Source organism: Poseidonibacter ostreae (genome assembly GCF_009208075.1).
In the GTDB taxonomy this organism is placed as follows: Bacteria; Campylobacterota; Campylobacteria; order Campylobacterales; family Arcobacteraceae; genus Poseidonibacter; species Poseidonibacter ostreae.
Window position 1 is genome coordinate 122,374 of sequence record NZ_WFKJ01000001.1, and the last position, 20,356, is coordinate 142,729.

Here is a 20,356-nt window from a genome sequence, read left to right on the forward strand (position 1 = left end):
AGCTTAGCCTATATATGTTTTAAACAATATTTTAAGTAATACTTCCTCCTAAATATTAGTTTTTTTTCTTAAGTTTTATTATAGTTTCAAAGACACTTTAAATACACTTTGTAGCACTAGTGTAGCAAAATGTAACAAGAGCCGAATTAGCTTTCCCAAATGAAAGTTTTACTTATTCTTTAGATGTATTATAGGTTATTATTCAAACATAATAATTGAGTTTATTCAAATATTGATAAATAAAAAATTTAAGGGGAAATTATGTCTAATATGGAAGCTCCTGCAAACACACCTGTTTGGGTAAATGAAGCTAGATGTAAAGCATGTGATAAATGTGTATCTGTTTGTCCAGCTGGTGTACTTGTAATGAGACAAGAAGTTCATTCAACTTTAGGTTCAATAATAAAAGTAGCGAATCCTGATTCGTGTATTGGTTGTACAGATTGTGAACTAGCGTGTCCAGACTTTGCAATATATGTAGCAGATAAAAAAGAATTTAAATTTGCAAAACTTTCTGATGAAGCAAAAGAAAGAAAAGAAGCTATCGTTAAAAATAACTATAGAGAATTAGAGGCATAAGGAAAATTAATGGCAAGAGAACTAATTTCAACAGGAAATGAATTAGCAGCAAAAGCTGCGCTTGACTCTGATGTTGAGTTTTTTGGGGGATACCCTATTACTCCATCTAGTGAAGTAATGCATATATTATCAACTGCATTACCAGCTAGAGGACATGCATGTATCCAAATGGAAGATGAAATTTCAGGAATTTGTACAGCATTAGGTGCTGCAATGTCTGGAAAAAGAGCATTAACAGCAACAAGTGGACCTGGTATTTCTTTAAAAGCAGAAAACTTAGGGGTAGGATATATTTCTGAAATACCTTTAGTTGTAATCAATGTAATGAGAGGTGGTCCATCAACTGGTTTACCAACAAGAGTTGCACAAGGTGACTTATTACAAGCTAAAAATCCTACTCATGGTGATGTTAAATCAATCACTTTAGTACCAGGAAATTTAAATGAGTGTTATACAGAAGTTGCACGTGCTTTTAACTTAGCAGATAGATTTATGCAACCTGTATTTGTTTTATTAGATGAAACAATCGGTCACATGAGTGGTAAAGCTACTATTCCTGATTTAGAAACAGTACAAGCTGAAAAAATTTCTAGAAAGAAATTTGAAGGTGATAAGAAAGATTACAAGCCATATGATTGTGAAGATGATCAACCAGCTGTATTAAATCCAATGTTTGAAGGTTATAGATACCACTTCACTGGTTTACATCATGGACCAACTGGACATCCAACTGAAGATGCTGATACTTGTGATGCTTTAATGAGAAGATTATTCAATAAAGTTGATGCACATATGGACGAAGTTGAATTAAATGAAGAGTATATGTTAGAAGATGCTGATATTATGATTATTGCGTATGGTTCAGTTTCTTTAGGTGTAACTGAAGCTATTAACAGAATGAGAAAAGAAGGTATCAAAGTTGGTATGTTCAGACCAAAAACAATTTGGCCAAGTCCTGCTAATAGAATTAATGAATTGATGAAAAAATTTGACAAAGTATTAGTTGCTGAGTTAAACATGGGTCAATTCTCTGATGAAGTACAAAGAGTAAGTGGAAGAAATGACTTTGATAGATTATACAAAGTTAATGGTAGACCATTATCTCCACTAGAAATAATAGAAAAAGTGAAGGGAATGTAATTATGGCATTTAATTATGATGAATATTTAAGAACAGACAAAATGCCAACACTTTGGTGTTGGGGATGTGGTGATGGAGTTATTTTAAAATCTGTAATTAGAGCAATTGAAAAAACTGGTTGGAACATGGACGATGTTTGTGTTGTTTCTGGTATTGGTTGTTCAGGAAGATTCTCTTCATATATCAACTGTAACACAGTTCACACAACTCACGGTAGAACTTTAGCATATGCAACTGGAATTAAATTAGCTAATCCAGAAAAGAAAGTTATCGTTGTTGGTGGTGATGGTGATGGTCTTGCTATTGGTGGAAACCATACAATCCATGCATCAAGAAGAAATATTGATTTAAATTATATTATTATCAATAACTTCATTTATGGATTAACTAACTCACAAACTTCTCCTACAACACCACAAGGTATGTGGACAGTTACAATGAGTAAAGGAAATATTGATCCAACATTTGATGCTTGTAAATTAGTAGAAGCTGCTGGTGCATCTTTTGTTGCTAGAGAAACTATGTTAGATCCTAAGAAATTAGAAAGAATTTTAGTAAAAGGTTTCCAACATACAGGATTCTCATTTATTGAAGTATTCTCTAACTGTCACGTTAACTTAGGTAGAAAAAATAAAATGGCAACAGCTATGGCTAACTTAGAGTGGATTAAATCTATTTCTGTTGGAAAAGCTAAGTTTGAGAAATTAGAAGCAGAAGAGCAAGTTGGAAAATTCCCATTAGGAATTTTAAAACATGATGAAAATGCACCAGAGTACTGTCAGTCTTACGAAAAAGTAAAAGAGGCTAATAGAACTAATACAATGATTCAATTCTAAGGAGAAACAACATGAGTAAAACATTAATGAGATTTACAGGTGTTGGTGGACAAGGTGTTCTTCTAGCAGGTTCTATTTTTGCAGCAGCAAAAATTAATGATGGTGGTTATGGTTTAAAAACTGCAACATATACATCTCAAGTAAGAGGTGGTCCAACTGTTGTTGATATCACTTTACAAGATGATGAAATTTTATACCCTTATGCAAATGATGGTGAAATTGATTTTATGTTATCTGTTGCTCAAGTTTCTTATGACCAATTTAAAAATGGTGTAAGAGATGGTGCAACAATTGTTGTTGAGCCAAACTTAGTTACTGCAACAGAAGAAGATAAAAAAAGATGGAATATCGTTGAAATTCCAATCATTACAATTGCTAAAGAAGAAATTGGTAATGTTATTACTCAATCAGTATTAGCATTAGCAATGGCAAACTATTTTACAGGTGAAACTGTAGAAAATGAAGTACTTAGAACTACTATGCTTTCTAAAGTACCTGCAAAAGTACATGATATTAATAATAAAGCGTTTGACTTAGGTCTTAAATACGCTGCTGAAGCTTCTAAAGCTTCATAATTTAAAAGTAGTCTAAAGACTACTTTTAAACTAAAATACTTTAAATAAAACTTCTAACTAAACTATATATTTTTTATAATTTTCTATTTTTTCTTCTAATCTTTTTGATAAATAAATATTTGAATTTTTTAAACATGAATAAATAAAACTAGCCTCTTTTACATAAGCCTTTTTTTTATCATTATCCCAATGTTCTGGAGGAGTTGATAGATTTGTTATTCTATCTGCAAGTTTAACCATTTGAACCTCATAAGGTTGCTCTAGTAGCATTTCAATACTTTTTTTCATCTGTTCTTGTTTAGATTCTAAAGTCTTATCTTTACTTAGTGCTTCAACACCATTTGCAACACTTTCTGAGAAATCTACATACAAATCATCATATTTAATACTTGTATCTTCAATCACATCATGTAATAAAGCACAAGAAATCGCTAAATTAGATTTTTCAACTTCAAGTTTCGATTCTTCACATGCATGTATAACTTCCATGGTAACAGATGTAATATGAGTTAAATAAGGTAAACCTTTTGGTGTTTTTTGCTCACCATGAGCCTTTACTGCATACTCTAAAGCTTTTATAAATTTTTCTTGACTAAACATTTATTTGACTTCCTTCTCTTTAGATTTTAAAGCTTCTTCTTTTAGTTTTTTCTCTTTTATAGAAGCTATTGTTTTAGAAGATTTTGAAAAAGATATTAGTTTCTCGACATTAGTAACTTTTTCATTATCAATTGCCTTTAAAGATTCAGAAAAGACATGAGCAGTCGCAAGAGCATCAAAATAAGCTCTATGATGATTATCAACTTGTATTTCAAGCTCTTCTTTTAAAAACCCTAGGCCATATCTAGGAGAGTCTATAGTTCTTTTTGCCAAATCAATACTACAAAGTTTTCTATTTTCAAGCTTTCCTAAATCATATTTTTCTAATGAATCTGAAATATAATTGTAATCAAATTTTATATCATGAGCTATAAAAACATCATCTTCCAAAAAAAGTTTAAACTCTTTTAAAACAGATTCCAAAATTGGAGCATCTTCTAACATTATAGGTTTTATGTTTGTAACTTCTTGAATATATTCAGGAATTTCCTTTGCATATACTAAAGATTCAAAGCTATCAATTATTTCACCATTTCTATACTTAACCGCACCAATTTCAATTATTTGGTGACCTTTTTTTATAGAAGAACCATTTGTTTCAATATCAACAATACAAAAGCATTGTTCTTCAATAGATGCTTCTTTTGTTTTTAAAAAAATATTGTTATTGTTATCAAATTCAAGTGGCAAACCATTTGATATTAATAGCTCAAACTCTAATTCTGGGTTATCAAAGAAAGTATCGTTTGCCTTTTCAAGAAGAGAAAGAAATTCATCATAATCAATAGATTCTTTTAATAATCTATCAACTATATTTGATATTTTAAAAGTAGGTTTTATAATTATTCTTCTTTTAGATTTCATTTACTGCTTTTATAAAATTTATCATCTTTTGTTTATCTTTTTTCCCCTTATGTGCTTCAACGCCAGAGCTAACATCTACACCATAAAAGTTAAAGTCTGATAACTCTTTTAAATTATCAGCATTAAGACCACCTGCTAAAATCATTTTTGAGCAATCTATATCTTTAAACCACTCTAAAGCAAGACGTTTACCCTCACCTCCAAAACTCTCTACAAAAGCATCAACTAAAACATAATTATCTTCAACTTTCTCTATATCAGCTTTACTCTTTGCTCTTAAAACTTTTATATATCTACTATCTAAAGTTTTAAAATCAGTAAAAGTATCATCATCTATAATTTGTGCTGTTTGCATCTTTGCATTAATACAAACTTGATTTATAAAAGAGTTTGGTTCATTAACAAATAAACCAATAGTTTGAATAAAAGGAGGTAGTTTATCTACAATTTTTCTAGCTTCAAAAGGATCAATATATCTAGGAGATTTATCATAAAAAACAAAACCTAAAGCATCTGCACCAGCATCAATCGCATCTAAAGCATCTTCAAGGTTTGTAATTCCACAAATTTTAACTTTCATAATTAAACCTGTAAACTCTTAATAGCTTTTGAATAATCAGGCGCTCCATAAACATAAGAACCAGCCACTACTACATCAACACCTGCATCTTTTAGTTCGTGAATATTTTTATCATTTACTCCACCATCAACTTCAATAAGACAGTTTGGATTTCTTTTATTAATTAATTCTTTTAATTTTGTAGCTTTTTCTACAACACTTTTAATAAACTTTTGTCCGCCAAAACCTGGATTAACAGACATTAATAAAACCATATCTAAATCTTCTAATAAATACTCAATTGCTTCAGGTGGAGTATGAGGATTTAAAACAATTGCTGGTTTAATTCCTAAACCTCTTATTTTTTGAATAAGTCTATGTGGATGTTTTTCACTTTCAATATGAAAAGATATATACTCAGGCTTCAATGGAGCAAAAAGATCTACAAAAAAAGTATTGTTTTCAACCATTAAGTGAATATCTAAAGGCTTTGTAGCAGCCTTTGCAACTGGATTTACTACAACTGGACCTATTGTCATATTTGGAACGAAATGACCATCCATTACATCAACATGAACTAAATCACAACCACCTTCACAAATAGCTTTAATCTCTTCATTTAATTTCCCAAAGTCTGCTGATAATATTGATGGAGCAACAAGCATTATATAACCTTTTTTTCTTAATTTTAGGCGATTATACCATGAAAAATCTTTTATACAAAGTATATTAAAACAAAAATTGTTATAAACTATGTTTTTATTTTAAGGGAACACACAATGAGATATATTTTAACTTTTATATTTACTTTTATATTATTAAATGCAGAAGAAAACTTTACAGAACTTTATAAAAAAGCAGAAAAGTATGAACAAGAAGGAAATTATAAAGAAGCTATGATTTTGTATAAAAAAGCTGTTAATACAAATATCAAAAAAGAAGATAAATATATTTTAGATTTATCAAAAAATAAAAATGAAACTAATACTGTAAGTCATAAAGTACAATCATTTACTAAAATGAAAAGAGATTTTTATCAAGATTATATAAATAAAACAGAAGATAAAGAGACAAACTTTAATTTAGAACAAATGATAACTGGAGATTTTGGATTATATCCTTATAGAAAAAACTATCTTTTACCTGCTACTTATGATTTAAATAAGGATGAAAATAGAAACCCTTTTGAAACAAGTTTCCAGTTTAGTATTGAAAAACCAATTGCTTATAATTTTTTTGGATTAAATGAATCTTTTTCAGCAGCGTATACACAAAAGTCATTTTGGCAAACGGGTTCTGATTCTTCACCATTTAGAGAGACAAACTATATGCCAGAAATTTTTCTTCAATTTCCTTATGATAAAAGTGAGTCATTAAAAGGATTTAAAGTATCTTTAATTCATGAATCAAATGGAAGAAGTGAAGAGAAATCTAGGTCATGGAATAGATTATATTTAGAGAGTTATTTACAACTTTCAGATTTATTTGTGATTCCTAGAGTTTGGTATAGAATTCCTGAAAAAAGTAATGATGATGATAATCCTGATATTGATGAATATTATGGATATGGTGATTTAACACTTCTTTATCCATATAAAAAACATACCTTTGAATTAATGCTTAGAAATAATATTAGATTTAATTCACAAAATAAAGGTGCTGCTGAGTTAAATTGGACTTTTCCATTACCTGAGTTTTTGTCAACACCTAACTCTTATGGATTTTTACAAATATTTTCAGGTTATGGTGAAAGTTTGATTGATTATGATAGAGAAACTAATAAAATAGGAATAGGTGTAGCTTTTTCAAGATAAAAATCTACACTTATTTTAAGTTCTTAATATAGTAATAAATAGCATCAATCTCTTCTTCAACTAAGAAATATGCAGGCATAATATTTGCCTTATAGACTAGCTTTTCGCAGACTTGTTCTTTTGTGAACTTTTTCTTTGGATTCTTCTTTGAATTAACCTTTTTAAAAAAAACATCATATTTAGAAGCTTTAATATCTGGGACATCCAAAACACAGTTATATTTCTTTTTATCATAAATATGTGTAAAGGATACTATCTTTTTACCCTTTGCATCACTTCCATGACAAGTATTACACCCTATTCCTCTAGGATTATTATAAAGCATCTCTCCATACTCAAATTTTGTAATAAACGAGTTATTAACCTTTACTAGTTTTGTATCATCAGCAATTAAATTTAAAGAACTTAGCACCATAATTAAACTAAATAAAATTGAAGTCTTAATTTTCATTACTACAGTGTCCTTTTATTTTTTAAAAACCAGTAAAAAGAGAACATTAAACCTGGCGTTTTTGCTTTACTTTCATCATAAAGGAACTCTTCAATTTTATTTAAAGGTAAAAACATTAAATCAATTTCTTCATCATTAATGCCCCCACCATTATGTATTTTCATAGATTCATTAATAGTAGCAAAAAAAAGACTTTGACAACCACCACTTACTCCAACATTTGTATAAAAAGAAGTAATTTTTTCAATAGATTCCAAGGCAACGTCATATCCACATTCTTCATCAATTTCTTCTTTTACAATTTGAGCTAAAGAGATTTCCTTATCAATAATTCCTGCACATAATTCATATGTACATAAATGACTTTCATCATTCAGATACACAGGAGCACGAAATTGTTTTACAAGTAAAAAAGCATCTTTTTCTTCATGATAAAGTAAAACTGCAACAGAATCAAAACTTTTTACTGCTTCCCATAATTTATCTTTTCCATTTTGATTATAAGTAATACTAACTGGATGAACAAATTTAGTATTTTTTAATTCATTTGTTTTAAAATTTTTTATTATATTTTTCATTTTATTTTTTTTCACCTGTTTTACTACATACAGAGTTATTGATAATTGAACAAAAATCAATATAAAAAGTTGACCCTTGACCTAATTGTGATTTTAAATCTAATTTCAAATTATATTCTTCTGATATTCTTTTTACAATATCAAGACCAATACCAAAGCCACCTTCTATATTTGTCCCTCTTTTATATCTTTTAAATATCTCTTTTTGCTCTTGCTCACTAATACCAATACCAAAATCTTCTACACTTAAGATATTATCTTTTATTACAACATTAACAATTGAATTATTATTACTATATTTAATTGCATTTGATATTAAATTATTTACAACTTTTTGAGTTTTTGTTCTATCCATTAAAATAAAACAATCCTCTAAATCATCATTTATTACTATCTTCTTTGTAATTGAAATATCATTAAAATATTCTACACTATCTTTTACTAATTCTTTTAAATTAAACTCTTCAAAAACATCATCATTTATTTCATTAAAAGCTGAGAAATGAATATCATTATAAATTTGAGATATTTGCTTAGTACTACTTAGAATATACCTCATCATCTTATCAGGGTTTTTCCCATTTTTTAACATTGAAGTTGATGTCATAAGTACAGTAATTGGAGTATTTAATTCATGTGCTGAATCTTTAATAAACTTATCCATCTGCTCAACTCTTTCACGAACTGGTTTTAATAAAATTTTTGAAAGTAAATAACCAATAAAACCAATAAATATTCCACTTAAAATAAGTGCTACTATTACATAGATTTTTAAATTGTTTCTATTTTGAATACCCAAACATGTTTCAATTGCAATATACTTAACAGGTATTGCTTTTTCATCTAATGTAGTAATATAATAATGATAATGACTACTTTCATACATAGTAGAAGCAGAGAAATCTACAAGTTCAGCAGCATCTATATATGAATATATTACCTTTTTATCTTTATCATATAATGCATATCTAACTTCATCATTTTCTAGTTTTTTAGGAACATATTTTTTATGTTTCATATAAGAGTTTAAGATATCAGATTTAATATGCATTGAAGCATTACTCATCTCCATACTACAAGAGTCAGCAACAGATTCAAGTTCATTATTATAATAAATATATAAAAGCACTGATATTAATAAAATAGCAGAACCTACATAAATTGATAAAAAACTAAATAAGGCTTTTCTTTCATTTTTATTCAAACTTATATCCTATTCCACGTATTGTAGTAATTTTCTCTTTTCCAATAATCTCTCTTAAGTTTTTAATATATACTCTAATTGTTGCATCAGTTGGCATCTCTTCATATGCCCAAATATTTTGAAGTAATTCTTCACTTGAAATTACCCTATTTCTATGGGTACAAAAATATTTTAAAATATCTCTTTCTTTTTGAGCAATGCTTACATTTTTATCTTTTAAACTTATTTTACAAGATTCAGGGTCAAATAATATATCAGTAGAAATTTCTATATTAGAATTTTGTTCAATTGAGAACTGTCTACATAATCTTAATATTCTTTGATCTAACTCTTCTAAATCGAAAGGTTTTTTTATATAATCATCAACACCATTCTCAAAAGAATCTTTTAAATGTTTTGTATCTTGATATGCAGTAAGAATTATTACAGGAGTTTTATTTTTATACTCTTCTCTTATTGTTTTAAGAACTTCAAGACCTGATATTATTGGCGTATTTATATCTAAAAGTGCTAAATCAAACTTTTCATCTATTAAGTATTCTAAAGCATCTTGTCCATTTAAACACAGTGTTACATCATAACCCTTATCAATTAAATGATCATTAAGTAAATCACTTAATAAGTTATCGTCTTCTAATAATAAAACTCTCATTTTTTATTCCTAATTTATATATAGTTAAAAGATTATATAGTAATTTTGTTTATGAAGTGTGTATAGATATATAAAGAGTATATACCTCAATAAAATGAGGTATATTTAAAAAGTTCTATCTAAAATTGTCAAAAACTAAAGGAGCTTTTAAATCTAAAGATTTAAGATGAGACATTACTGTTTGTAAGTCATCAATATTTTTTCCACTAACTCTTATTTCATCACCTTGATTAACAGCAGTTACTTTAAGTTTTAGACTTTTTATCTCTGTTTGTATAGTTTTAGCTTCATCTTTTTCTATACTATCAATGATTTTATAAGTAAATTTTCTATTTCCACCACTTGAATCTTCTGATTTTGTTTCTTCTAAAGAATTAATAGAAATCTCTCTTTTATTCATTTTTGAAATTAATATATCTTTCATTGCATCAATTTTATTATCACTTGCACTTGTTAAAACTAAAGTTTTTCCACCCTGGTTTAATTCTATTTCTTTTGTAATACCTTTAAAATCGTATCTATTATCAATCTCTTTTTGTGATTGTACAACTGCATTTTTCATTTCTTGCATATCAAGTTTTGCTGAAATATCAAATTGATGTTCTTTACTTTTAGCCATTTGTTTCCTTTTGTGATTTAATTATTATATAAATATTTTATAAACATATTGTAGCAAATAAGTTTATAAAATATTAAAAAAGAGTAGCTAGAAATTTTCTAGCTAGTTAAAAGTCTACTCTTTTTCTACAGAAGCTTGTGGTAATACTAGGTTTAATAAAATTCCAACAATTGCACCAAGTCCAATTCCTGAAAATGGTACTCCACCAAAGTTAAATGTCATTCCACCAATTGAAAATACTAAAATCATAGAAACAATTATCATATTTCTAGGACAAGTAAAATCAGTTTTATCTTTAATTAATGTTGAAATACCTAAAGTTGCAATAATTCCAAATAATAAAAGCATAATTCCACCCATAACTGGTGTTGGAATTGTTGATAAAACTCCACCAATTTTACCAACAAAAGCTAATGCAATTGCAAAAATTGCAGCCCATGTCATAATTGCAGGATTATACGCTTTTGTAATAGTAACAGCACCTGTAACTTCTGAATAAGTAGTATTAGGAGGACCACCAAATAATGCAGCAACAGAAGTAGCAAGTCCATCACCTAATAGTGTATTTTTTAAACCTGGCTTTTTTAAATAATCTTCTTTTGTCACATTTGAAATAGCTAGCATATCACCTATATGCTCAATAGCAGGAGCAATAGCAATTGGTAAAATAAAGATAATTGCTTGCCAATTAAACTCTGGTGCTGTAAAATTAGGCATTGCAAACCAAGCAGCTTTTGAAACACCAGAAAAATCAACAATTCCATACATTAAAGCAACTATATAACCAACTATAATACCAGCTAAAATAGGAATTAATTTAAACATTCCTTTTCCTAAAAGTGAAAAGAATACAGTTACAAATAAAGCAATCATAGAAATTACAATAGCAGATTCAAAAGGCACTAAAACAACTGAACCATCTCCTGTTTTTCCCATTGCTAAATTAACAGCTACAGGTGAAAGAATTAAACCAATTGACATAATAACTGGTCCAACTACAACAGCAGGTAGTAATTTATGAATAAAACCATCACCTTTTAGTCTAATTAACATACTTAATACTACATATAATAAACCAGCGGCTATAAGCCCTGACATAGTTGCAGCAATTCCCCATGTAGCAACTCCATAAGAAATAGGAGCAATAAATGCAAATGAAGAAGCTAAAAAGATTGGAGGAATAGCACCTTTATTTACAAACTGAAAAACTAAAGTTCCTAGACCTGCTGTAAATAATGCAACACTTGGGTCTAATCCTGTTAAAATTGGAACAAGCACAAGTGCACCAAAAGCTACAAATAAAAATTGTAGTCCTAATATAGAGTCTTTTGCTCTAAAATTGTAATCTGTGGGTTTCATATTACCTCTTGTATTTTAAAAATTATTTAATCATATCTAAATATCAGTTAATTAAAATTTAATTAATATACAATTTATAAGTAATTTTTTAGTAATATATAAGGTTTAAAATTTAAAATAATTTTTAGACTTATAAACCAATAATTAGGAATAAATATGTATAAAGAAAGCACAAATGTTGTTGTTAAACATCTTGTTAATAGATTAAGAGATGTAAGAACAACATCAAATGAGTTTAGACTTACAATAGAAGAAATATCAAGAATAGTTGCATCAGAAGCTTTAGAGAACTTTGAAACAGTTACTCAGAACATTAACACATGGCAAGGTCCTTTAGATGTAGAAATGATAGAAGTACAAAAACTCGTACTTGTTCCTATTTTAAGAGCAGGAGAGCCAATGCTAACAGGTATTTTAAAAACATTACCTTATGCAAAAAGTGGCTTCTTAGCAATGAAAAGAGATGAAGAAACATCTTTAAGTAAACTATTTTATGAAAATATTCCTAATTTAGAGGGAAGAACTGTTTTATTATTAGATCCAATGGTAGCAACTGGTGGTTCATTAATTGATGGTATTGAATACTTAAAAACAAAAAATCCAAAAAGAATTATCTGCCTAAACGTATTAGGTTCGCCATTTGGAGTAAATAAAGTACAAGAAGCACATCCAGATGTTGATATTTATATTGCTCAGATTGATGAAAGATTAGATGAAAACAATTATATTAGACCTGGACTTGGTGATGCTGGGGATAGAGCTTTTAATACTAATTAAAATATCAAGTTCTATATAAAATCAAAAGGATTTGAGTATTTATACTTAAATCCTAAATGCTCAATCTTACTTCCATCAATTATTCTATTTTTCAAACCTTTTTCATCTTTGAAAATTGATTTTTCAAAACCATATTTTTTAGAGTTAAATAAATATATTTCTTCTTTTGTAGGATGCTTTTCTACTGATAAGTTAAATATTCCATTTATATTATTAGCAATTAAAAAAATTGTTGCACTTATTACATCATCTCTATGTACATAGTTTATTTTTATATCTTTATCTTTAACTACTTTAGAGCTTGAACGCTTTCCTGCAATTCTGTTGTAGCCCATAAGTCCAGATGCTCTAAGGATTAGATCTGTTTTATCTTTTACAAGAACTTCAGCATCATAAACTTTTGGTGATTTTGAATTTGAGTTAAAAGAAGAAAATTCTTCTGTAAATACTAAATCTAAATCTGGATAAATTGATGTTGAAGAAATAAATATAATCTTTTCAATATTTTTTATTTTTTCGTGTGAATAAATCTTATTTAAAAAAGCAGTATAATTTTTAAATTTTGAAGGTGGAAAGTTTATAAAAAGGTAATCAGTTTCTAATAAATCATCTAAAGAATCAAGACTTTCTTCATTTAATAAAAAAGGAACTAAGCCCTCTTCTATAAATTTGTTTTTCTTTTTTTCATCTTTTATTGAAACTTTTACTTTATATTTTTCTTTTAATTCTAAAGCTAAGGCATAACCTAACCAACCTGTTCCTAATATACTAAATGTTTTCATTTATCTTTACTTTTTAATTCTTTTACTTCTTCTCTTAGAAGTTTTATCTCTTCAAGTAAAGTATCAAGTTTTAAGCTATCTTCATGAATCTCTTCTTTCATCTCTGCTTCTTGAAGTTTTTGCATCTCTCCAATAATAACAGCAATAAAAAGATTAAAAAATACAAAGGCTGCAATAATTACAAAAGAAACAAAATAAACCCATGCCCATGGATATACTTCCATTGCTTCATACATTACATCTGTCCAATCTTCAAATGTTAAAACTCTAAATAGTGTAAGCATTGAAATTAAGAAATCTTTCCATAGACCTGATGGTAAATCAACAAAGAAAAAGCTTCCTATAATTGCATAAATATAGAAGATTATAAACATTAAAATTACAATATCAATTATTGAAGGAATTGCCTTAATTAACATATCAATAATTGCTTTTAATTCAGGACGTGAAGTAAATAATCGTAGAATTCTAAATACTCTCATAAGTCTAGCAATTGCAGCAAAACTTGATGATTCTAAAGGTAAAAGTGTTATTACAACAATCACAAAATCAAAAATATTCCAACCAGACTTAAAAAAGTTTTTTATATTTTTTTCTGCAACCATTTTTATTGCTAGTTCAAATACAAAATATATTGTTACAAAATAATCTGCAAATTTTAAAAATAGACTATAATTTGTTTCAACTTCATCTAAAGTTTTAAATCCAAGAATACATGCATATCCAATAATTATAATTGTAGTTAGATTTGAGAACCATTTAGAATCTCTTACTTCTTCAATCTTTGCCATTGCTGTCATTTAATTAATCCTTTAAAATTGCATAAGCTGTCATAATCCATGCAATAATTAATAAAGTTCCACCAATAGGAGTAATTGCACCTAAAACTGGCATTGAAAAAAGAACTAAAGCATATAAAGAAAAAGAGAAGATAGTCATGCCAATAAAAATAAGCCATGCACTTCTTACTAATTTTTTAGAATTTGGATAGAAGTTGATTAAAAATGCAACAATAAAAAGTCCTAGGGTATTATAAAAGTGATATTCAACACCTGTGTTATATATTTTAAGCATTGAGTCAGTTACTATTGATTTTATTCCATGTGCTCCAAAAGCACCAATTGCAATTGCAAGAGCCATCATGATCGATGCAATTGCTAAGAATTTTTTACTATTATTATTAAGGGTCATTATACTTCCAAATTTAGATTTTTGCGAAGTATATCAAAAAAAGGTTAATAAAATATTTATTTAAATTAGCTAGTTTTTATTTTATCTTTTTCTTTGGTTTTCACAGCTTTATCTTTAGAAAAACCTGCCCCTTTTTTCTCTTTTTTTACTAATTCTAAATCATCAATTATTACTTTATAATCAATACCAGCTTTATTCATATGAGCAAAACAAGCTGCAATTGATGCAATTGTATTTGGAACTTCTTTCTTCTTTTTATAAGCTTGAATATTCTTTTCACTAACTTTAATTAAAGCAGTAAACTTTGGAATTGTTAGCTCCGCATCTAAAAGTAATTTTTTAAAATCTATAAATGTCATTTAATTATCCAAATAATTTTTGTTAATTATACAAAGTAGTATGTAAAAGTAAGGTAAAAGTGTAAGAAATATATATAAAAGTAATATTTTATATACTTATGAATCCCAAAAGGATTCATAATATTATTTAACGTCAATTTCCCAAAAGAAATCAATCCATTGAGTAGCTTCTCTTACAGTATAATCAGGTTGTAATACTGCAGTTTTTTTATAAAATAATGTTGCTAATTTAAACTCAACATCAGGAAACTTCTCTTTTAATATTTTTAAAATCTCTTCCATTGTTTCACCTGAATCAACAATGTCATCAATTATTAAAACTCTTTTTGCATGAGAAACATCTGGAATATTAAATACATTAAATGTATCTAGCTTTAATTCACCTTCATAATGAATAGAGTTTAAAGTATATAAATTTCTCATATCTAAAGCTTGTGCCATTAAATGAGCTAGTGTTAAACCACCACGTGCTACTGCTAATAAAACATCTGGTTCATAATCTCTACAGCTATTAGTTAGCTTTTGAGTATCTTCTTTAAATAAATCATAACTATAATATAGTTTTTCCAAAATTGTTCCTTATAAAATAAATGCTAATGCACTAATAAATGTTATTACTAAAATTCCTACATTTAAATCTTTAAATTCTTTTTTAGCTAGTTTAATAATTGTATATACTAAAAATCCAGCTGCAATTCCATTTGTGATAGAGAAAGTTAAAGGCATTAAAATAACAATTAAAAAAGCTCCAGCACTTGTAGCTAAATCAGAATCTTCAAAATTGATTTTTCCAAGTTCTGTAAACATTAAAACACCAACTACAACTAATACAGGATAAATTGCATTTGCAGGAATTGATTTAAATAATGGCAACATAAATAGTGTTGTTACAAAGAACATTGCAGTAAATACAGCAGTTAAACCAGTTCTTCCACCCTCTTCAACTCCTGATGCACTTTCAATAAAGGCAGTTGTTGTTGAAACACCAATTAAAGCACCAGCCGTTGTAGCAATTGCATCTGCTTCAAGTGTTTTTTGTAAAGATTTATCATCTTTATTATTCTCCTGGAATAATTTAGCACGAGTTCCTACTCCTGTTAGTGTACCTAATGTATCAAACATATCAGTAATTAAGAATGTAATAATTACAGGTAATAAAGATAAACTAATTGCACTTAAAATATCAAGTTCCATAAAAATTGGACTAATAGAAGCCGGTGCAGAAATAATATCTTCAGGTAGTTTTCCTAAACCAAAAACCCATGCAACAATTGAAGTAATTGCAATTGAAAGTATAAAAGCACCTTTAATTCTATATGCATAAAAAGAAAATGCAAGAATTAAACCAAGAACTCCAAGTAAAACATTCGAATTAGAAAAATCTCCTAAAGAAACTAATGTAGCTTCATTTGCAGTAATCATACCCATTTGCTTTAAACCAATAAAAGCAATAAAGGAACCAATACCTGCACTAATTGCACGTCTTAAACTCATAGGAATTGAAGTCATAATCCATACTCTAAAATTAGTTAAGGATAAAATTACAAATAAGATACCAGATAAGAAAACAATCCCTAAAGCAGTTTCCCAAGGTATTTTCATTCCTAATACTAAACCATACGAGAAGTATGCATTTAATCCCATTCCTACACTCATTGCAATTGGAGTATTAGACCATAATCCAGAAAAAAGTGTTGCTAAGATAGTTATAATAGCAGTTGCTGTTACAACAGCATCCATTGGAAGTCCTGCATCTGCTAAGATGAAACCATTTACAGGAACAATATACATCATTGTTAAAAATGTCGTAAAACCAGCAGAAAGCTCAGTTTTAACAGTTGTGTTATGCTCTTTTAATTTAAAAAAGTTCACAATTTATCCTTATTTTAAAATCAAGCACAGAGTATACATAAACTTAAGTAAATATTAATATAAACAAAGAGTATTTTCTAACTATTTTATAACATTCTGCAACTTTTATGAATAAATAAGGTTTAATCTTTTTTATTGATAGCAATCAATGATTTTATTATTAGATAATATTATTATTCTTATATAAAAACTTAGGAGTTACAAATGCAACTATTACCAAGCGATGCGAAGAAAGTTGAAATAGCAGGATCTACAGTTGATTTTTATAAATCTGTTGAAAATGGAATAACAACTTATTATTTCGATACATCAAAATGTGGACCACCTGAACCTATGGTAAATGCAATGGCAGGATTACAATTGTTAGATGAAAACTCAAAATTAGTAATGATAAATCATAAACCACCAATGGGATTATTCCCAAAAATACAACAAAACTTCGATTATGATATTAATGAAATTGAAGATGGTATGCACAGTGTTACATTTAAAAGTAATACAAAACCACAAACAGATTTTTCACAAAATACGTGTGCGGGTTAGAAAAAGAGTTTCATTATGATGAATATAACTCAAGATTTTGCACCTCCATTTAAACTTATTGCTCCATATTTTATCATTGGAGTGATTTTTTATTTAATCTCTTCTATTCTTACATTAAGTATTAATCCTAGTGAACTTAGTATTCATAGTCCTGATTTATTATCATGGACACATATGTTTTTATTAGGTTTTGTAATGATGATAATATTTGGAGCAATGGCACAATTAATACCTGTAACTCTTGAAGTTGGACATTTTAGTGTTGAATTTTATTATATTATATATCCATTACTTTTAGTTGGAACAATTTTTATGGCATTAGGTTTTAGTCTAAATAGTTCACTATTACCATATGGAGGAATTTTAGTGCTATTATCAATGTTTATATTTATTACAGAAATATTTTTAACAATGAAGAAAGTAAGTAATTTTTCAAATGTAACAAAAAGTATTTTAGTATCAAACCTATTTCTTTTAGTAGGAGTAATAATTGGCATTATTATGGCACTAACTTACGCAGGACAGTTAAATACAAATATTGAAGAGTTATTAAAAGCACATGTTTTTTCTGTAGTTTTTGGATACATTTTTATAACAATAATGGCACTATCTTTAGTTTTACTTCCAATGTTTGGTCTATCACATAATTTTTCACAAAAACCCTTAAACAATGCAGTTATATTAATGACAATATCAGTTGTATTAGTTATATTTTCTTCATTATTTAGTATTTCAATTATAGATAAAATTGCTTATTTATTAAGTATTATTTCTTTAATTATATATTTTTATCAAGTATATTTGATATATAAAACAAGAGCAAGAAAAGAAAATGATATTTATATTATTTCATTATTCTTTTCTTTTGCATGTTTTTTAATTTCAATAATATTAGGGTTTTTATATATCTTTACAAATTATGAACCACTATTATTTACAGCAGCATGGTTACTTTTTAGTGGATTTATTGCTTATGTAATTATTGGTCATTTATATAAAATTGTTCCTTTTTTAGTTTGGTTTGAAAAATTTTCACCACTAGTAGGAAAACAAAAAGTTCCTATGTTAGCAGATATGGTTCCAGTTAAAGATGCAAATTACCAATTTGTATTTGGAGCAGTAGGTGTAGTAATATCAGCACTTGGATTACTATTTATGTCAGATGAAGTTTTTAAAGCTGGAGCATCATTTATATGTATTGCTTCAATATTTTTATTAAAAAATTTACTATTTATGATAAGGTTTAAATAATGTATACAAAAGAAGAAATATTCAAAGCAGTATCAACAGTACTAGATCCAGAAGTAGGGTTTAATCTTGTAGAAATGGGATTAATTTATGATGCAAGTTGTAATGAAGACTTAGAAGTTACTGTTACAATGACACTGTCAACTAAAGCTTGTCCTTTACATCAAATGATTGTAAATTGGGTAGAAGAAGCTGTTTTAAGAGAACTACCAAAAGTTAAAAAAGCAGAAGCTGTAGTAGTATGGGAACCAGAATGGAATGTTACAATGGCAGATGATAATGTAAAAAAAGCATTAGCAGGATAAACTCAAAAGAGTTTATCTACTGTTAAAACTATTTATTTACTATAGAAGCTAAAGTTTTAATTCCTTTTTCTATATCTTTACAACTTGTATTTGTAAAATTAAATCTAGCTTCATTTGATTTTTCATCTATATAAAAAACTTCTCCAGGAACAAAAGCAATATTTTCTTTTAATGCTTCTTTAGCCAATAACATTGAGTCTTCATTAAAAGAACCATATATAAACATTCCCCCTTTTGGCTTTTTAAAAGAAAAAGAAGAGATATACTTTTTAAAACACATAGACATAAAATTCATTTTTTTAAAATACTCTTTATTTATTTTATTTATATGTTTAAATAAATCATTAGAATTTAAATACTCATCAATTAACATTTGATTAAAAGTAGATGTATGTAAATCTAAAGACTCTTTTGCAAATAATAAACTACTTATATTCTCTTTACTAGCTCTTATCCATCCTAACCTTAATCCAGGTGCTACAATTTTAGAAAAAGAACCTAAATGAAATGAGTTTCTATAAGATTTAGAAATAGGATCTTTTACTTTATTTTTAAAATTTAAAAAACAATAAGCACCATCTTCAATTAGAATTGATTCTTTTTTATCTAATATTTTAGATATCTTTTCTCTTTTTTTATTGCTATATGTTTTTGTTGAAGGGTTTTGATAATCACTTATTGTATATAAAATATTTTTTTTGTTTAATAAATCATTTAACTCAGCTATTTTATTAAAGCCATTTATTTTTTTATCTAATACTTTAAAAGCTCCTAAAGCTCCAATATAAGAAGGCTTTTCAACAATAATTTCATTACAATCTAAACTTTTTAATATAATATCAAAAGCTTGTTGACTCCCTGTAGTTATTAATATGTCATCTTTAGTTGTAGGAAAATCAAACTTTTCTGTATAAATCTTAGCAATTTTCTCTCTTAAAGACTCTATTCCTTGAGATTTTGTATATTGTAAACAGTTAGCATTTTTAAAAACTTTTTTGCTAGCTTTTGATAATTCTAATAAAGGGAAGAACTCTTTATCAGGTAAGCCACCAGCAAAAGAAATAGTATTCTCATCAGTTGCATCTAATATCTCTCGAATATAAGATCTTTTATTTTTTTTATACATTTTCACTTCTTTTTATTTGGATTATATATTAATATAAGTAAATTATCTTTATCTTAAATTGCTATTTTATTATCTTATATTGCTATTTATTTTAGTTTTAAATAATTTAACTCGTAATAAGTAGCGTAATAAGCTAAATAATAAAAAGGTAATAAGATAGTTGAATAATAAAATAAATGCTAAGTAGAGTAAGTATGAATAAAAGTAAAGAATTCTAATTTCAAAGAAGAGCTAAGAATCAATAAAAGTAAAGAGTAAAAAAAAGGCTAAAAAAAAAGCTTAGCTTGAACAACTGAGAGTTGAAAAAGCTAAGCTTTGTGAAT

26 protein-coding genes are annotated in these 20,356 nt (G+C 27.4%); 9 read left to right on the top strand and 17 right to left on the bottom strand.

Going from position 1 to position 20,356, the window contains the following annotated elements; all coding sequences use genetic code 11:
* Positions 1-261: 261 nt before the first annotated feature.
* From GBG18_RS00660 to GBG18_RS00675, 4 genes are read left to right on the top strand one after another with little or no spacing between them, the layout of a single operon-like run.
* Entirely contained in the window at positions 262-579 is a 318-nt protein-coding gene (locus tag GBG18_RS00660; RefSeq protein WP_152187419.1) for a 4Fe-4S dicluster domain-containing protein, read from the top strand.
* A 9-nt stretch (positions 580-588) separates the two neighbouring features.
* Positions 589-1,719, top strand: a complete 1,131-nt coding sequence (locus GBG18_RS00665) for a 2-oxoglutarate synthase subunit alpha (RefSeq protein WP_152187421.1) — start codon at positions 589-591, stop codon at positions 1,717-1,719.
* Between the two features lie 2 nt (positions 1,720-1,721).
* On the top strand, positions 1,722-2,555 hold the full coding sequence (locus GBG18_RS00670; RefSeq protein WP_152187423.1) for a 2-oxoglutarate ferredoxin oxidoreductase subunit beta: 834 nt from the start codon (positions 1,722-1,724) through the stop codon (positions 2,553-2,555).
* Between the two features lie 11 nt (positions 2,556-2,566).
* Positions 2,567-3,130 carry a 2-oxoglutarate:acceptor oxidoreductase subunit OorC gene (locus tag GBG18_RS00675; protein WP_152187425.1) on the top strand — a complete coding sequence of 188 codons (564 nt, stop codon included), beginning with the start codon at positions 2,567-2,569 and terminating at the stop codon, positions 3,128-3,130.
* 57 nt (positions 3,131-3,187) lie between these two features.
* Here the strand turns inward: GBG18_RS00675 and GBG18_RS00680 are convergent, their stop codons facing one another.
* Genes GBG18_RS00680 through rpe form a run of 4 tightly spaced genes read right to left on the bottom strand, consistent with a single transcriptional unit; the run spans position 3,188 to position 5,818 of the window.
* A complete protein-coding gene (locus GBG18_RS00680) occupies positions 3,188-3,730 on the bottom strand; it encodes an HD domain-containing protein (RefSeq protein WP_152187427.1) in 543 nt (180 codons plus the stop codon).
* Positions 3,731-4,594, bottom strand: a complete 864-nt coding sequence (locus GBG18_RS00685; RefSeq protein WP_152187428.1) for a 3'-5' exonuclease — start codon at positions 4,592-4,594, stop codon at positions 3,731-3,733.
* Entirely contained in the window at positions 4,584-5,174 is a 591-nt protein-coding gene (locus GBG18_RS00690) for a phosphoribosylanthranilate isomerase (RefSeq protein ID WP_152187430.1), read from the bottom strand. Before GBG18_RS00690 ends, GBG18_RS00685 begins: the two co-directional genes overlap by 11 nt.
* A 2-nt stretch (positions 5,175-5,176) precedes the next feature.
* Positions 5,177-5,818: a ribulose-phosphate 3-epimerase gene (gene rpe / locus GBG18_RS00695; protein ID WP_152187432.1), complete on the bottom strand. Its 642-nt coding sequence runs from the start codon at positions 5,816-5,818 to the stop codon at positions 5,177-5,179.
* 114 nt (positions 5,819-5,932) lie between these two features.
* On the opposite strand from rpe, the gene GBG18_RS00700 reads away from it, so the two are divergent.
* A complete protein-coding gene (locus GBG18_RS00700; RefSeq protein ID WP_152187433.1) occupies positions 5,933-6,967 on the top strand; it encodes a phospholipase A in 1,035 nt (344 codons plus the stop codon).
* A 10-nt stretch (positions 6,968-6,977) separates the two neighbouring features.
* On the opposite strand, the gene GBG18_RS00705 is transcribed toward GBG18_RS00700, so the two are convergent.
* The 6 genes from GBG18_RS00705 to GBG18_RS00730 all read right to left on the bottom strand — a co-directional run bounded on the left by GBG18_RS00705 (position 6,978) and on the right by GBG18_RS00730 (position 11,830).
* The gene (locus GBG18_RS00705) at positions 6,978-7,418 is read right to left on the bottom strand and encodes a c-type cytochrome (RefSeq protein WP_226896490.1); all 441 of its coding nucleotides are present in this window, start codon (positions 7,416-7,418) and stop codon (positions 6,978-6,980) included.
* A gap of 2 nt (positions 7,419-7,420) precedes the next feature.
* The gene (locus tag GBG18_RS00710; protein ID WP_152187435.1) at positions 7,421-7,996 is read right to left on the bottom strand and encodes an NUDIX hydrolase; all 576 of its coding nucleotides are present in this window, start codon (positions 7,994-7,996) and stop codon (positions 7,421-7,423) included.
* A gap of 1 nt (position 7,997) precedes the next feature.
* Positions 7,998-9,200 (bottom strand): sensor histidine kinase, encoded by a 1,203-nt coding sequence (locus GBG18_RS00715; RefSeq protein WP_152187437.1) that lies wholly within the window; start codon positions 9,198-9,200, stop codon positions 7,998-8,000.
* Complete coding sequence (locus GBG18_RS00720) at positions 9,193-9,852, bottom strand: response regulator transcription factor (RefSeq protein WP_152187439.1); 660 nt, start codon at positions 9,850-9,852, stop codon at positions 9,193-9,195. The genes GBG18_RS00715 and GBG18_RS00720 overlap by 8 nt, the downstream gene beginning before the upstream one ends.
* A 115-nt stretch (positions 9,853-9,967) precedes the next feature.
* Positions 9,968-10,471: a YajQ family cyclic di-GMP-binding protein gene (locus tag GBG18_RS00725; RefSeq protein WP_152187441.1), complete on the bottom strand. Its 504-nt coding sequence runs from the start codon at positions 10,469-10,471 to the stop codon at positions 9,968-9,970.
* A gap of 114 nt (positions 10,472-10,585) precedes the next feature.
* Entirely contained in the window at positions 10,586-11,830 is a 1,245-nt protein-coding gene (locus GBG18_RS00730; protein WP_152187443.1) for a uracil-xanthine permease family protein, read from the bottom strand.
* A gap of 156 nt (positions 11,831-11,986) precedes the next feature.
* On the opposite strand from GBG18_RS00730, the gene upp reads away from it, so the two are divergent.
* Entirely contained in the window at positions 11,987-12,607 is a 621-nt protein-coding gene (gene upp, locus GBG18_RS00735; protein ID WP_152187445.1) for a uracil phosphoribosyltransferase, read from the top strand.
* Between the two features lie 11 nt (positions 12,608-12,618).
* Here upp and GBG18_RS00740 read toward each other — a convergent pair whose 3' ends face one another.
* The 6 genes from GBG18_RS00740 to GBG18_RS00765 all read right to left on the bottom strand — a co-directional run bounded on the left by GBG18_RS00740 (position 12,619) and on the right by GBG18_RS00765 (position 16,811).
* Positions 12,619-13,389, bottom strand: coding sequence for a Rossmann-fold NAD(P)-binding domain-containing protein (locus GBG18_RS00740; protein ID WP_152187447.1), 771 nt, complete (start codon positions 13,387-13,389; stop codon positions 12,619-12,621).
* Positions 13,386-14,189: an ion transporter gene (locus GBG18_RS00745; RefSeq protein WP_152187449.1), complete on the bottom strand. Its 804-nt coding sequence runs from the start codon at positions 14,187-14,189 to the stop codon at positions 13,386-13,388. Before GBG18_RS00745 ends, GBG18_RS00740 begins: the two co-directional genes overlap by 4 nt.
* Before the next feature lie 4 nt (positions 14,190-14,193).
* Positions 14,194-14,580, bottom strand: coding sequence for a DUF423 domain-containing protein (locus tag GBG18_RS00750; protein WP_152187451.1), 387 nt, complete (start codon positions 14,578-14,580; stop codon positions 14,194-14,196).
* A 65-nt stretch (positions 14,581-14,645) separates the two neighbouring features.
* Positions 14,646-14,939 (bottom strand): hypothetical protein, encoded by a 294-nt coding sequence (locus GBG18_RS00755; RefSeq protein ID WP_152187453.1) that lies wholly within the window; start codon positions 14,937-14,939, stop codon positions 14,646-14,648.
* A 123-nt stretch (positions 14,940-15,062) separates the two neighbouring features.
* Positions 15,063-15,509 carry a phosphoribosyltransferase gene (locus GBG18_RS00760; protein ID WP_152187455.1) on the bottom strand — a complete coding sequence of 149 codons (447 nt, stop codon included), beginning with the start codon at positions 15,507-15,509 and terminating at the stop codon, positions 15,063-15,065.
* Between the two features lie 9 nt (positions 15,510-15,518).
* Complete coding sequence (locus GBG18_RS00765) at positions 15,519-16,811, bottom strand: NCS2 family permease (RefSeq protein WP_152187457.1); 1,293 nt, start codon at positions 16,809-16,811, stop codon at positions 15,519-15,521.
* Positions 16,812-17,015: 204 nt separating this feature from the next.
* Between GBG18_RS00765 and GBG18_RS00770 the strand changes: the two genes are divergently transcribed.
* Genes GBG18_RS00770 through GBG18_RS00780 form a run of 3 tightly spaced genes read left to right on the top strand, consistent with a single transcriptional unit; the run spans position 17,016 to position 18,907 of the window.
* Positions 17,016-17,354: a hypothetical protein gene (locus GBG18_RS00770; RefSeq protein WP_152187459.1), complete on the top strand. Its 339-nt coding sequence runs from the start codon at positions 17,016-17,018 to the stop codon at positions 17,352-17,354.
* A gap of 15 nt (positions 17,355-17,369) precedes the next feature.
* Positions 17,370-18,605: a hypothetical protein gene (locus tag GBG18_RS00775; RefSeq protein WP_152187461.1), complete on the top strand. Its 1,236-nt coding sequence runs from the start codon at positions 17,370-17,372 to the stop codon at positions 18,603-18,605.
* Positions 18,605-18,907 (top strand): metal-sulfur cluster assembly factor, encoded by a 303-nt coding sequence (locus tag GBG18_RS00780; protein ID WP_152187463.1) that lies wholly within the window; start codon positions 18,605-18,607, stop codon positions 18,905-18,907. Before GBG18_RS00775 ends, GBG18_RS00780 begins: the two co-directional genes overlap by 1 nt.
* A 28-nt stretch (positions 18,908-18,935) precedes the next feature.
* Here the strand turns inward: GBG18_RS00780 and GBG18_RS00785 are convergent, their stop codons facing one another.
* Positions 18,936-20,033, bottom strand: a complete 1,098-nt coding sequence (locus GBG18_RS00785) for an aminotransferase-like domain-containing protein (protein ID WP_152187465.1) — start codon at positions 20,031-20,033, stop codon at positions 18,936-18,938.
* Positions 20,034-20,356 lie beyond the last annotated feature (323 nt).